This window comes from Singulisphaera photorubra (assembly GCF_045290345.1).
Taxonomy (GTDB): domain Bacteria; phylum Planctomycetota; class Planctomycetia; order Isosphaerales; family Isosphaeraceae; genus Singulisphaera.
This window is the reverse complement of sequence record NZ_CP155447.1, coordinates 4,568,353-4,582,477: the sequence shown is the minus strand read 5'-3', so window position 1 is coordinate 4,582,477 and position 14,125 is coordinate 4,568,353. Positions and strand designations below refer to the sequence as shown.

At 60.8% G+C, this 14,125-nt stretch carries 11 protein-coding genes; 8 read left to right on the top strand and 3 right to left on the bottom strand.

Annotation, left to right across the window (positions count from 1 at the left end; translation table 11 throughout):
- The first annotated feature begins 261 nt into the window (after nt 1-261).
- Nucleotides 262-876, top strand: a complete 615-nt coding sequence (locus V5E97_RS17280) for a DUF3124 domain-containing protein (protein WP_406700540.1) — start codon at nt 262-264, stop codon at nt 874-876.
- Nucleotides 877-939: 63 nt separating this feature from the next.
- Here the strand turns inward: V5E97_RS17280 and V5E97_RS17275 are convergent, their stop codons facing one another.
- Entirely contained in the window at nt 940-1,287 is a 348-nt protein-coding gene (locus V5E97_RS17275) for a hypothetical protein (RefSeq protein WP_406700539.1), read from the bottom strand.
- Between the two features lie 164 nt (nt 1,288-1,451).
- Here V5E97_RS17275 and V5E97_RS17270 point away from each other — a divergent pair, with 164 nt between their 5' ends.
- The 7 genes from V5E97_RS17270 to V5E97_RS17240 all read left to right on the top strand — a co-directional run bounded on the left by V5E97_RS17270 (nt 1,452) and on the right by V5E97_RS17240 (nt 11,003).
- Complete coding sequence (locus V5E97_RS17270) at nt 1,452-2,297, top strand: MBL fold metallo-hydrolase (protein WP_406700538.1); 846 nt, start codon at nt 1,452-1,454, stop codon at nt 2,295-2,297.
- Nucleotides 2,294-3,838 carry a xylulokinase gene (gene xylB / locus V5E97_RS17265; RefSeq protein WP_406700537.1) on the top strand — a complete coding sequence of 515 codons (1,545 nt, stop codon included), beginning with the start codon at nt 2,294-2,296 and terminating at the stop codon, nt 3,836-3,838. Before V5E97_RS17270 ends, xylB begins: the two co-directional genes overlap by 4 nt.
- A 17-nt stretch (nt 3,839-3,855) precedes the next feature.
- On the top strand, nt 3,856-5,949 hold the full coding sequence (locus V5E97_RS17260; protein WP_406700536.1) for an ArnT family glycosyltransferase: 2,094 nt from the start codon (nt 3,856-3,858) through the stop codon (nt 5,947-5,949).
- Between the two features lie 93 nt (nt 5,950-6,042).
- A complete protein-coding gene (locus V5E97_RS17255) occupies nt 6,043-7,275 on the top strand; it encodes a hypothetical protein (protein WP_406700535.1) in 1,233 nt (410 codons plus the stop codon).
- Nucleotides 7,276-7,460: 185 nt separating this feature from the next.
- Nucleotides 7,461-8,516 (top strand): sugar phosphate isomerase/epimerase family protein, encoded by a 1,056-nt coding sequence (locus V5E97_RS17250; protein ID WP_406700534.1) that lies wholly within the window; start codon nt 7,461-7,463, stop codon nt 8,514-8,516.
- Nucleotides 8,517-8,607: 91 nt separating this feature from the next.
- The gene (locus tag V5E97_RS17245) at nt 8,608-9,756 is read left to right on the top strand and encodes a Gfo/Idh/MocA family protein (RefSeq protein ID WP_406700533.1); all 1,149 of its coding nucleotides are present in this window, start codon (nt 8,608-8,610) and stop codon (nt 9,754-9,756) included.
- A 398-nt stretch (nt 9,757-10,154) separates the two neighbouring features.
- Nucleotides 10,155-11,003 (top strand): sugar phosphate isomerase/epimerase family protein, encoded by an 849-nt coding sequence (locus tag V5E97_RS17240; RefSeq protein ID WP_406700532.1) that lies wholly within the window; start codon nt 10,155-10,157, stop codon nt 11,001-11,003.
- Between the two features lie 63 nt (nt 11,004-11,066).
- Here the strand turns inward: V5E97_RS17240 and typA are convergent, their stop codons facing one another.
- Nucleotides 11,067-12,896: a translational GTPase TypA gene (gene typA, locus V5E97_RS17235; protein WP_406700531.1), complete on the bottom strand. Its 1,830-nt coding sequence runs from the start codon at nt 12,894-12,896 to the stop codon at nt 11,067-11,069.
- 188 nt (nt 12,897-13,084) lie between these two features.
- Nucleotides 13,085-14,122, bottom strand: coding sequence for a glycosyltransferase family 2 protein (locus tag V5E97_RS17230; RefSeq protein WP_406700530.1), 1,038 nt, complete (start codon nt 14,120-14,122; stop codon nt 13,085-13,087).
- Nucleotides 14,123-14,125: the final 3 nt, after the last annotated feature.

Here is a 14,125-nt window from a genome sequence, read left to right as displayed (position 1 = left end):
GCGACTCACGGTCTACCCAAGCTTATGCCTCAATAAATCGCCCAGCTTCCTCCGTCGCACGGCTTGCTTCTCAAAGAAGCAAGCCGTGCTTCTGTCGAGGAAGCTCGAACTCCTGGTCTAGGCGACGAACCTCTGGCACAATAATGAACGGAAATCCGCCCTTTATTCGTTTCCAGGCGCGTTGGAACGTGATTCCAGAACGCGGGGACTGCATGATGTGTCACGTTCGGCGGATGACCAACCTGGATGAGGATCTTGGCGATGACGAAAACTCCGACCTATACCGCTTTCACTCTTGCGATGGCGCTTTTCCTCATCGTGCTCATCATCAGTTCCCCCTCGTCCTGTCAACGTGATCAACCTGCCGAGATTCATGCGCCGGGAGTGAACACGCGCAAGGCAGTCACCGAAATTAAATCGACCGAAGGGCTGAAGGTCGTCGCCGGACAATCGATCTACGTGCCCTCGTATTCATCGATCTATACTTCGGATCGAGCCAGCACCATCTTCTTGGCGGCCACGCTAAGCATTCGCAACACAGACCGAAGTCACCCGATCGTCATCACCACGGCGCGCTACTACGACCAGGACGGTGAGGTGATCCGCGACTACCTCAAGCAACCGTTACGGATCGGCCCCATGGCCTCGATTGAATACTTCGTCCCGGAAAGCGATACCAGCGGCGGCGTGTCGGCTAGTTTCCTCGTCGAGTGGATTGCGGAGCAGAACGTGAACCCACCGCATGTCGAGTCGGTAATGATCGGTGATGCGAGCACTCAAGGGGTCGCAATCACCAGTCCCGGCCGTGTCCTGTCGGATCGAGCTCGCAGCAACCCGCTCAGTGACGGGAGCCTCGATAACCCCTCAGGAAAGTAATCTCCGCAGGGCGGGTCTCTGGGGATATCACGTCCTTGGGGCCTCGAGTCCATCCTCAAACGATCATTTGACGGGGATCTTTTCCTCGCCCGTACTGGTCGCCTTTGTGTCGCCAACGTTGACATCAACGTTAACTTTCTCCTTCAACTCTTTGGTGATCTTGACCGGTGTCGTCTCGGTGGTCTCGCTGATCGTCTGGCCGGTCTTGGTGTCGATCACCTTCGTGTCTTTGACGACCTGCAAATCGCGAGTTGTCTCCACGGACTTCGTCGTCTTGTTGTCCGAGATTCCAATGGCATTCTCGGCAATCTTGGCGTCGGGATGGTCTGCATCATCAACGCATCCGGAGATCAGGCTCGCGGCGCCGAACATGACGACCGAGAAGAGTGAGTTATGTAAGAGGTGTCGCATGGAAAAGTCTCCTGGGGGTGACGGCGTCGATTCGACGTATCTTGAAATTGATTAGCACGCATTTTCGGTGCCAAATGCATCAAGTTGGCTCGCGTGATATTATCAAGCGAGATCCTGACAACAGCCAACCCCTCGGGATAGACATGGTGCGGAGCGCTTGCACGATGATCGAGCCGATTCAGGCCGGCGGCGAATTATTGGATCAAATTGCCGCGACCAACCCCGCGCCGGGATCGCTCGTCATCTGGTGGCTTGGTCAGAGCGGATATCTCGTGAAGTCCTCAACCGGAACGATGGTCATCGATCCCTATCTTTCCGAGCACCTGACCACGAAATATGAAGGGACAGGAAAGCCTCACGTCCGGATGACTCGCTCTCCCTTCCGCGGTTTTGAACTTCGACGCGTTGATCTCGTTCTCTCGAGCCATAAACATTCCGACCATCTCGACCCCGGAACGATGCCCGAATTGCTCGAGACTTCCCCCGAGGCACCGCTTCTTTTACCCGAGGCCTTGATCGAGCATGCCGTTGGTCTCGGTTTGCCCACGGACCGGCTTGTCGGACTCGACGCTGGCGGCGACTTTCGCCATCGTGGGTTCCGGATCGAAGCCATCCCTTCGGCGCACGAGGGGCTAGACACCGACGAACGAGGCCGGCACCTCTATTTGGGTTACATCATCGAGGTAGAGGGACTTCGTCTGTATCATAGCGGAGACACCTTGCTCTACGATGGCTTGGTCGGGCACCTCGGAGACAGGGCGTACGATGTCCTCTTCCTGCCAATCAATGGGCGAGACCCGGCGCGAGGAGTCGCGGGGAACATGTCCGCCGCCGAAGCGGTGACGCTTGCGTCGGTCGTGAAACCGCGCTACCTGGTTCCGCACCATTACGAGATGTTTGCATTCAACACGGTCCCGATTGGTGATTTCGAGTCAGAGGCCCTTCGCCTACCCGCTGGGGTGAACCCACGGGTCTTGCGGTGCGGCGAGCGCTGGGAGATCAAGCGGTGAGTGTGACTCTGGGAATCGATATCGGCACCTCCGGGACCAAGACCCTCGCCATCGATGAGCACGGTCACGTGCTCGCATCGGCCTCGGCGGAGTACCCGTGCGCGCATCCCAGGCCAGGATGGTCGGAGCAGGACCCCGAACTCTGGTGGACCGCGACGATCGCCACGGTGAAACAGGTGCTCAACAAGGCGAGCCTGAAACCGGCGGATGTGGCTGGGATCGGTTTAAGCGGTCAGATGCATGGTTCGGTCTTTCTCAACGCCGAAGGGCAGGTCGTTCGTCCCGCCTTGCTCTGGAACGACCAGCGGACCGCGGCCGAGTGCGCGGAGATCGAGCAAAGGGCAGGGGGGCGCGAGAACCTGATCCGGATGGTCGCCAATCCGGCCCTGACCGGCTTCACGGCCCCCAAGCTGCTCTGGCTTCGCAATCATGAACCGAAGGCGTGGGATCAGGTCCGCCAGGTCTTGCTCCCGAAGGACTACATTCGCTATCGCCTGACGGGAACGTATGCGACCGAGGTGAGCGATGCCTCGGGGACGCTCCTGCTCGACGTCGCCAACCGCCGCTGGAGCCGGGAACTTCTCTCCAAGCTCGAGATCGACCCCGAGCTTTTGCCTCCATGCTACGAGAGTCCGGAAGTCTCGGCTAAAGTGAGCCCCCTGGGGTCCGCCGCAACCGGGTTGGCCATAGGGACGCCGGTGGTCGGCGGCGGGGGAGACCAACCGGCCGGCGCGGTTGGCAACGGAATCGTTCGTCCCGGGGCGGTCGCGGCCACGATGGGAACCTCGGGGGTCGTTTTCGCCCATACCCAGGAACTCGGTTTCGATCCGCTGGGGCGGCTTCAGCGTGGCTGCCACGCCGTGCCGGGTGCCTGGCATGTGATGGGAGTCGTTCTGGCGGCTGGGGGAAGTTTGCAGTGGTATCGCAACGAACTCGCCAAGGCGGAGATCGAAGCGGCCAAGTCCCTGGGAGTCGACCCCTACTTCTTGCTCAGTGACGAGGCGGCACTCGTCGGCCCGGGGGCGGAGGGCTTGTTCTTCTTGCCTTACCTGACCGGCGAACGGACCCCGCATTTCGATCCTGATGCCAAGGGGGCCTGGATCGGTCTGACGGTCCGGCACGGCCGGCCGCACTTGATCCGGAGCATCCTGGAGGGGGCCGCCTATGCGATGCGCGACAGCCTCGAATTGATCCGCGAGATGGGGGCAAGTATCGAGCAAGTCCGGGTCTCCGGCGGCGGTGCGCGGAACCCGCTCTGGCGGCAGATTCAGGCGGACATCTACGGCCACGACGTTCACACGCTCGAGTCGACCGAAGGACCGGCCTTTGGGGTGGCCCTGCTCGCCCAGGTCGGTACCGGGGGGTTCTCCTCGGTTCCCGAAGCATGCGACGCCACGATCCGGCTGGCGGAACGAACCGAACGCGATCCCAAGGTGCAGCCGTTCTACGACAGCGCCTACGCGCTCTACCGGCAGCTTTACCGCGACCTTCACGGATCATTCGCGGCGATCAGTCACCTCGTTAAGTCGTACGGCGCCTGACATCGGGAGTGGAAATCTTGTCGCGACGACCGAAGCAGAGGCCACAGGCCCCGGTGAATGAGCCGGCTTCTTCCCCTCCCCCATCACCGTTGCCGACTCCTCCCGCCGGGGAAACGTTCTGGAATCGACGGAAACAGATCCTTGCGGTGGTCTTGCTCCTGGTGGTCCACCTTACACTCGCCGTCCGGAGCCTCGTCGAGGAGAACCCGACGATCGACGAGGTCATCCATTTACCGGCGGGAATCACGTATTGGCAGACGGGCAAGTTCGGGCTCTACCACCACAATCCGCCGCTCATCAAGCTTGTAGCCGCACTTCCTGTACTCGCGATGCGAGGGGTCGAAGTCCCGTACAATGACCCGTCCTGGCAGAACGAACCGCAAAACAAGGCGGTTTTTGCTCATGTCTTCCAGCGCGATAACGCCCGGCAATACTTCGAGCTTTTCTCTCGGGCCCGTCTCGTCATGCCCCTCTTTTCCGTACTCGGGGGCCTGGTCATCTTCATTTGGTCAAAACGGCTGTATGGGCCGGGCGCGGGACTGCTGAGCCTGACGCTCTGGTTGTTGTGTCCCAACATCCTGGCGCATTGCAGGCTGGTGACGACCGACGTCGGCTCGGCATCCCTCGGAGTCCTGGCAACCTACGTCTTCTGGCGGACGCTCCAACAACCCACCTGGTGGCGGGCGGCTCTCGCGGGACTTTGCCTGGGCCTCGCTCAACTCAGCAAGTTCAGCATGGTCCTGCTCTACGGCCTCTGGCCCCTGATTGGATTTCTCCACCTCTTTACGGGAACGGACCAAGGGACGCTAGCGCGACGAGTGGGCCGAAACCTCGGTAAGGGCCTGCTGATCGTCGGACTGAGTGTCCTGGTGATCAACGTCGGCTATGGCTTCGAGGGGGTTGGGATTCCGCTCGGCCAACACGAGTTCCTCAGTCAAACGTTGACTCGTCCGGTGACGCCGGGGAAGTGGCGACCTCCGAGTCCGGATCCGTTGATCAATGCCCTCCACCAACGCCGGGTCAATCGATTTCGCGAGACCTGGCTGGAACATCTCCCCGTCCCATTCCCGAAACACTACGTCCTTGGCTTCGACGATCAGAAGTTCGAGGCTGAAGGGGTGCCCGCGAATCTTTTCAATCCCCAAATCCAGAGCGATGAAGTCGAAGGCTATCCGGTCTATTTGAACGGTGAAGTTCGTCAGAAGAGCTGGTGGTATTACTATCTGTTGACTTTGGTCTACAAGGTGCCTGAAGGGACCTGGGCGCTCTTTCTGGCTTCGGTCGCGATCCTGGTGGCGTCTCGACGTTCCCGTGCATCCTGGTTCGATGAGATCACCGTTCTTGCGTTGCCGGTGATCGTCATCCTCGTGATGAGCGTTCTCACGAACATCAATCTTGGCCTGCGTTACGTCCTGGCCAGCTTTCCATTCGTCTTCATTTCGATCGGGAAGGTCGTTCCGTGGGCGACGGGCCTGAAGGATCGGGTGAGTCGTCGCGCGGCAAAAGCATTCCTCGGCGTCTCTCTGGCGGCGACATTGGCGGCGACACTTGTCATCACGCCTCACTATCTTGCGTACTTCAACTGGGTTTCGGGAGGAGCCTCAAACGGCTCATCGCACCTGATCGACAGCAATATCGACTGGGGGCAGGACCTGGTCGGCCTGAGACGCTGGCTCCAAACTCATGCTCCCGACGAACCGGTGGGCCTGGCCTACTTCGGTCAGATCAATCCCAACATTTTCCTGTTCCGGAGCGAGGGGGGATTTCCTTGGTTTCTCCCTCCTCCCCGGCCGGGCACGATCCGGGATGACGAACTCCCCCCGCGTTATCGTAAGCGAGGTCTCGAGGGCCTCAAATTCGAACCCGGTCTCTATGCGGTGAGTGCCACGTTGCTCCAAGGTCTCCCGTGGCGAGTGTACGACGACGAGTTACCCCGGTGGCTCCCCCGGTCGGTCTGGGCGAAGGGCTTCGATTACTTCAAGGAATTGAAGCCAATCGATCAGATCGGGCATTCGATTTTGCTGTACCGAGTCACGCCGGATCAAGCCGAGATGCTTTCCCGACACTGGCCGGCTCGTGCTGTCAAGGATCTTGGGGATCGCCGGCAGTAAGTTCACTCTTGCGTCTGGAGCGCCTTGGCTTTACAACGATGAGTCCCGGCGCGTCGTGCTCGGGTCAGATCTTGGGGCGGGAGAATCGGACGGATGAGCGATCAGCAACTCGCCGCGCGCGCTCGCGCGGCGCTCGATGCCGGTGAAGGTATTTTGCGGTTGGCCCCAACGTGGGTTCCGCGCTCGTTCCTGATGCCCGGTGGACGGCTCAAGCTTGCTCCTCAGGACCTCTACGCCCTGGGAACCCATCGTGGCGGCATCGACGAACGCTGGTTCGCCTCGACGACCCCGGCCGCCAACGAGGGCGCCCCGGCCGACGAGGGACTGAGCTACGTCGTCCACAACGGGGACAAGTTCACCCTCAAGGACGCGGTCGGCCTGCATGGGGCCGAAATGATCGGGTCCGCGCTGTGGGATAAGTACAAGAAGTGGCCCGTTTATAGCAAGTTCTTCGATAACCTCGGGCCGATCCCCCACCACATGCACCAGACGGCCGAGCAGGCCGCGCTGCTGGGCCGCGAGGGGAAGCCGGAGAGCTATTATTTCCCGCCTCAGCTCAACTGGACCGGCAACAACTTCCCCCACACCTTCATGGGGCTCGAACCGGGGACGACCAAGGAAGACATCCGCCGCTGCCTCGAACGCTGGGATGAGGGGGACAATGGAATCCTCGACTTCTCGAAGGCGTACCGCCTCAAGCCGGGCACAGGCTGGCTGATTCCGCCCGCCGTGCTCCACGCCCCTGGGTCGTTGGTGACCTACGAGCCGCAGTGGGGTTCCGACGTTTTCGGCATGTACCAGTCGATGGTCGAAGGCCGACGCGTTCCTTGGGACCTGCTCGTCAAGGACGTCCCCGCCGACAAGCACAAGGACCTCGACTACCTTGTCGAGCAACTCGACTGGGAAAAGAACGTCGACCCCAACTTCAAGGCCAACAACTATCTCGAACCGATCGTCTTTGCCGGTTCCGAGGACGAAGGCTTTGTTGACAAGTGGATCGTCTATGGCAAGGTCGACGGCAAAGAATACTTCAGCGCCCGCGAACTGACGGTTTATCCGGGACAGTCGGTCACGATCAAGGACCAGGGGGCCTCCGGTCTGATCGTTACCCAGGGCCGCGGCACGATCGGCAAGCTCGACGTGGATTGCCCCGTCTACATTCGCTACGGCGAAGTGACCAAGGACGAGGTCTTCATCACCGACAAGCGTGCCAAAGAAGGTGTGACGTACACGAACACGGGCACCGAAGTCTTCGTCAGCCTTCGTTACTTCGGCCCCGACGTCCATCCCAATGCGCCTCGCGTTGGTGATGCCCGGAAGAGCTAAGCGAAGCTATCGGTCGGTCGAATCCTCCTCGACCGACCGATCATTTCCCTCCTTTGGTCTCATTTGACCTGAATACAACTGGCCGGGAACGGTGTGCGCTTTTCCCGGCTCTTTGACCCATCTTGCAAGACTCGACCCGAGCCTGGCCGGCGTACCGGCGCTTTGGCGACAGAAAGGGATATTCCATGAGCGGTAGTCATCCCAATAACTTCCCGAAGCTGCACAATGCGGCTTGGCCGGGCGTGGTCGGTAAGGGTGAGGGGTCGGAACCGGTGATCGGCCTGGATGCGTTGCTCGACCTGACGGCAGCGGCCGAGGTTGACGGCGTCAAGTTCGACGGTGTCGACCTGTTCCTGTTCGCCCCTCACGTCGATATCGACGCGACCGACGATGACCTCAAGGCGCTCGCCGAGAAGGTCCGGACTCGCGGCCTGGCGATCGGCTCGGTCGTCGCCCCGGTCTGGCCGCCGACCGGCGGTGGGTCGGCGATGGATGAAGGGGAAGGCCGCACCAAGTTCCTCAATCAAGTTCGCAAAGCGACGCATATTGCGAAGCGTTTGCGCGAGCTCGGTGTCCGGCCTTACGGAGTCGTTCGCTTCGATTCGGCGTGCGGGCCGGGGGACTGGGCGCAAGATCCGGCGGGCAATCAGGCGAAGATCGCCCAGACGTTCAAAGAGGCAGCCAAGATCGCGGCCGATGCCGGCGAGCGGCTGGCGGCCGAAGGCGAAATCTGCTGGGGTGGTATGCACTCCTGGCGGACGATGGTCGACCTCCTCGAGCGGGTTGGCGAGCCCGAGCTTGTCGGCTTTCAGGCCGATATGGCCCACACCCTCTTGTATACCTTGGGGGAAAATGCCCCCCAGGATCGGATTTTGCCCGCCGGTTACGACTGGAAAGACCCCGTCGTGCTCGACGATGCGCTCAAAACGCTGACGGCCGCGCTTCGCCCCTGGACAATCGACTTTCACGTTGCCCAGAACGACGCCACCGTTTTCGGCTCCGGGTCGCACGATCACACCGGCCGGCATTGCCTGGCGACCGACCCCAACGGCAAGCTCGACATTCCGCGCCACGCCGGCTTCTGGCTCCGCGACGAGAAGGGGCAATTGACCAAGGCGTTCAAGCATATCTGCTGGGACGGCTGCATGTTCCCCAATGCCGTCATGATGAAGCCACAGACGTGGAACGACATCCTGACCAAGATGATCGCCGTCCGTGACGCCCATGGCTGGGCGGAGTAAGCGTGGATCGCCGGCTCGCGAACTCACGCATACGAGTGCTCAACAAAAATTCGTTTATCAACATTGATAACTTCGCATATTCAGGTGAATCATGGCGGCGAAGAAACCTTTGAACATCGGCCTTGTGGGCTACGGCTTCATGGGCCGGACCCACTCGAACGGCTACAAGCGAGTCAACGACTTCTTTGACCTCGAATACCGCCCCGTGCTCAAAGCGGTTTGTGGTCGGAGCGCGGAGAACGCGAAGACGTTTGCCGATAAATGGGGCTATGAGTCGATCGAGACCGACTGGCGGAAACTGGTCGAGCGCAAAGATATCGATGCGATCGATATTTGCACGCCCAACAATACGCACGCCGAGATCGCCCTTGCGGCGGCCGCGGCCGGCAAGATGATCTTGTGCGAGAAGCCGCTGTCGATGGACCTGGTCGAAGGCCAGACGATGGTCGAAGCCATCGAGAAGGCGGGCGTCCCCAACACGGTTTGGTATAACTATCGCCGCGTCCCCGCGGTGACCCTCGCCAAGCAATTGATTGACGAGGGCCGGCTCGGTCGGATTTTCCACTACCGGGCGAACTTCTTGCAGGATTGGACGATCTCGTCCGAGTTGCCTCAAGGGGGCGCGGGGCTCTGGCGGTTGGACGCCGCGGCCGCGGGGTCCGGTGTCACCGGCGATCTCCTTGCCCACTGCATCGATACCGCCCTCTGGCTCAACGGGGGGATTTCGAACGTCTCGGCAATGACTGAAACGTTCATCAAGGAGCGGAAGCACAGCGAGACCGGCAAGGTCCAGCCGGTCAGCATCGACGATGCGTGCGCCTTCCTTTGTCGGTTTGAGAACGGCTCGCTTGGGCTCTTCGAGTCCACCCGCTATGCTCGCGGCCACAAAGCGCTCTATACCTTCGAGATCAACGGCGAGAAAGCCTCGATCAAGTGGGATCTCCATGACCTCCACCGGCTCGAATACTTCGACCACGGCGACGAGTCGAAGCTGCGCGGGTGGCGCTCGATCCACGTGACCGATAGCGACCATCCTTATATGAAGCACTGGTGGGTGCCCGGTCTCCAGATCGGTTACGAGCACACGTTCGTCCACCAGGTTGCCGACTTCCTCGCGGGTCTGGCTGCCGGAAAAGCCACCAGCCCGACGTTCCGCGAGGCGCTTGCGACTCAAGCGGTTTGCGACGCAGTGCTCGATTCGGCCGAGGTCGGCCAGTGGCAGACCGTTGTCCCCGTCTAATACGGTATGCCTTCGGGGCGCCCACGTCTTCTGGGGTGACTGGGGTCTGGCTTCAGGCCCCGGTCTTCTGGCCCTCGCTTCGGGGGCTGAAGACCGGCCTCGATCACCCGGCTCGCTCGCTCTCTGATCCATTCGACAGTCAACCACTTGCAGAACCGATCTCAGTAGGCCGATTTGATCCGGGGGCACGGGAGCATTCCGGGCGCCTAGGATTCCTTACGGTCTGGGTGTCGCGGACAAAGGCCCCCACGCACCGGTCTCGAGCCAAGAACCGGGGGAGCACCCGGCAGGCGGTCATCGTCAACGGAGGGCGTCTGTGAGATTCACCGACTGAGATAGTCTCTAAAGAGTGGTCCGCCCACGTTGCCCGACTATCCACGAACGACGAGGATGCCTCCATGAAGATCGGTATGAACTTACTGCTCTGGACGACTGAGGTCACCTCCGAGCACGATGGCTTGCTCGACCAGCTCAAAGAGATGGGGTTCGACAGCGTCGAGGTCCCGGTCTTTGCCATCGACGACCCCGCGCCCTACGAGCGGCTGGGCAAACGACTCAAGAGCCTTGGCCTGAGCGCGACTGCCGTCACGGTCATGTCTCCCGAGACGAATCCAATCTCGGGCGACCCCCAGATTCGTCTGGCCGCGGTGGCCCAACTCGAGAAGGTCTTGGACCGCTGTGCGGCCTTCGACTGCGAGATCCTCTGCGGTCCCATTCATTCGGCAATTGGCCAGTTCACGGGGAACGGACCCACCGAGGACGAGTTCAAGGCCGGTGTCGAGACGCTGAGCAAGGTTGCCGAAAAGGCGCAGGCGCGAAACATCAGGCTCGGGGTCGAGTATCTCAACCGGTTCGAGAACTATTTCCTGACGACGGCGGCCGATACGGCCCGCTTCGTCCGCGCGGTGAATCATCCGTCGCTCAAGATGATGTACGACAGCTTCCACGCACACATTGAGGAGAAGAATCAGGCGAAGGCGATCGCCTCGTGCGCGGCCGAGACGATCCACGTGCACATCTCGGAGAACGATCGGGGAATTCCGGGCACCGGCCAGGTCGACTGGGATTCGTTCTGGTCGGGCCTGAAGGCGAGTGGCTACGACGGGTCACTCACGATTGAGGCGTTCGGTCGCGCCTTACCCGCCCTGGCTGCGGCAACCAAGGTCTGGCGCGACCTCTTCCCCGACCCGCTCGGTCTCTGCCGAGACGGGCTCAGCTTCATCAAACGCCGCTCAGGTACGGCCTGAGCGGCTGATTGACTGACTCACTGGAGGCGTTTGGGTCGAAGGGTTTTGTTAGGAACCCTTCGCTCAGACGCTCACCGTCTTCCCACCACTACGGCCGGATCGCTTGCGACCTTCCTCGGTCAGCTCCTTCTTGCGGAGCCTGATCTTCGTCGGGGTGATTTCCACCAGTTCGTCCGACTCGATGTATTCGAGGGCGATCTCAAGCGTGAGCTCGCGGGGCGGCTTGAGCAGGACGTTCTTGTCCGAGCCGGAGGCCCGCATGTTGGTGAGCTTCTTCTCTTTGCAGGGGTTCACGACCATGTCGTCGCCCCTTGCATTTTCTGCGACGATCATACCGGCATAGATATCGTCGCCGGGCTTGACGAACATGGTTCCGCGCTGTTGCAGACTATCCAGGGCAAAAGCGACCGCCTGGCCACGCACCATGCTGATCATCACGCCGTTGCTCCGCTTGGGAATCTCCCCGCGGAACGGCTGATAGTCATGGAAGTTGTGGTGCATCATGGCTTCCCCCTGAGTCGCACTCATCAGCCGCGTTCGCAGGCCGAGAAGGCCTCGTGCGGGAATCATGAACTCGAGGTGGGCATAGGCCCCTTTGACGTCCATCTTGGCGAGCTCACCGCGACGCGCGCCAACGAGTTCCATGACCGGTCCCATCTGACCGTGGGGGACATCAACCACGAAGTACTCGTAGGGCTCGTGCTCGACCCCGTTCAGCCGCTTCATGATGACTTCGGGCTTGCCCACGGCGAGTTCGTAGCCTTCGCGGCGCATCGACTCGATGAGCACGGAGAGGTGGAGGAGACCACGCCCCGAAACGGTGAACGAGTCGCGCTCAGCGGTCGGCTCGACGCGGAGTGCGACGTTCGAGCGCAGTTCGCGATCGAGCCGATCCTTGAGGTGGCGCGAGGTCAGATACTGTCCCTCGCCGGTGAGCGGTGAGTCGTTGACGGTGAAGAGCATGCTCAAGGTCGGCTCACCGACCTCGATTCGCGGCAGAGCTTCAGGACGTTCGGTGGAGGCAATGGTATCGCCAATATCGACCGAGCCGAGCCCGACCAAAGCGACGATGTCGCCAGCCTCGGCGGTTTCGACTTCGACTCGCCCCAGTTTGTCGAAGACGAGCACGCTATCGATCGAACCCGTCGTGGTGACGTTTTCCGCCTTGATCAGGACCGCCTTCTGGCTCCGCTTGACGCGGCCCGAAGCGATCCGACCGATGGCGATCCGGCCGACGTACTCTGAGAAATCAAGCGTCGTGCAGAGCATCCGGAACGGGGAGTCAGGGTCGACTTCCGGTCCTGGTACCTTCTGAACGATCAGGTCGAGAAGGGGGCGGATGTCCCCCTCGGTCGTCGTCGGGTCGTGCGATGCGAACCCGCCCCGTCCCGAAGCGTAGATGTAAGAAAAGTCAAGCTGGTGCTCGTCCGCTTCGAGGTCGACGAACGTATCGAAAATCTCGTTGAGGACCTCCTGCGGGCGGGCGTCGGGCCGGTCGATTTTGTTGATCACCACAATCGGCCGGATCTTATTAGCGAACGCCTTGCGCAAGACGAACTTGGTCTGAGGCATCGGTCCTTCAAAGGCGTCGACTAGGACGAGCGCTCCGTCGGCCATCTGAAGGGTTCGCTCGACTTCGCCACCGAAGTCGGCGTGCCCAGGCGTGTCGATAATATTGATCTTAACGTCGCCGTAGTTGATCGCAATATTCTTGGCCAAGATCGTGATACCGCGTTCACGCTCCTGGTCGTTCGAGTCAAGGATGCAATTGCCGACAAGTTGGCTGGCCCGGAACTGGCCGGACTGACGGAGCATGGAATCAACCAGAGTGGTTTTGCCATGGTCAACGTGGGCGATGATCGCCACATTTCGGATGTCGTCGCGTCGAATCATTGGGATGGAGTCCGCCGAGAAGGGGGCGGGCCTTGAGGGATGGGCATACGGCGAACACTGCCGAAGAATTCAGCCTGTTGCAACGAATCATAGCGAGCACCACCCCGATCGGCAAGGGCGGATTGTATGTCAGGCTTGTCCGCGCAAGGATGAGTGTCCTCGATCAAGCCGATTCCAGGGCGGCGTGATCAGGTTGAGTTGCCGGGGGGACTTTGTCGGATCTCGCCGATCAGGTAGGTCGTTTTTGACTGGGACTCATAGTAGGTCCGCATGACCATCTCGGCGAGAACACCCATCAAAATGCTCTGCACTCCCATCATGAAAAAGAAGACGACTAGCAGGGGGAGCGGAGTCTCGATGAATGATTTTGCCTTGTCTCCGGTCAATGGCGCGTGGAGATACTTGAAGTAAAGCATTCCGGCAAACGTCAGAAAGCTGAGTGCGAGCGACCAGAGCCCGATGCGGCCGAAGAGGTGGATCGGGCGCTGGGCGTAACGCTGATAGAAGATAATCAGGATCAGGTCGAGGACGACATTGAAGGTTCGACCCAGGCCGTATTTGGTACGCCCGGCCGTTCGGGCGCGATGATGGACTTCGAGTTCGGTGACCCTCGCCCCTTGCCAGGTGGCAAAGACGGGGATGAATCGGTGCATCTCGCCGTAGAGTCGGACCCCTTCGAGGACCCTGCGGCGGTACGCCTTCATGGTACAGCCGAAGTCATGGAGTGGCACGCCCGAGAGTCGAGCCACCAACCGGTTGGCCACCCATGAGGGAATCTTCCGGGAAATGAACGCATCCTGCCGGGACTTACGCCAACCCGAGACGACGTCAAATCCCTCGTCGAGCTTTTCGAGCAGACGAGGGATGTCGGCCGGGTCGTTCTGCAAGTCCCCGTCCATCGGGATCAGGATGTTCCCTCGCGCCAGGTCGAGGGCCGCCGACAAGGCCGCGGTCTGCCCGCAGTTCCGTCGGAGGAACACGACGCGAACGTGCTCGGGATCGCGATCTTGAATCAGGCCAAGCTTCGCCCGGCTCCCGTCGCTCGATCCGTCGTCAACGAAGATCAGTTCATAGCGCAGCGAGAGCGAGCCGAGAACCTGTTGCAACTCTTGATGGAGCGGCTCCACGTTCTGAACTTCGTTATAGACGGGGATCAAGACGGACAGGTCGAGCGGAAGCTCGTCGTTCGCTTGCTCGGTCTCGGTCTCGGTCGCTTGGCTCGACATCGG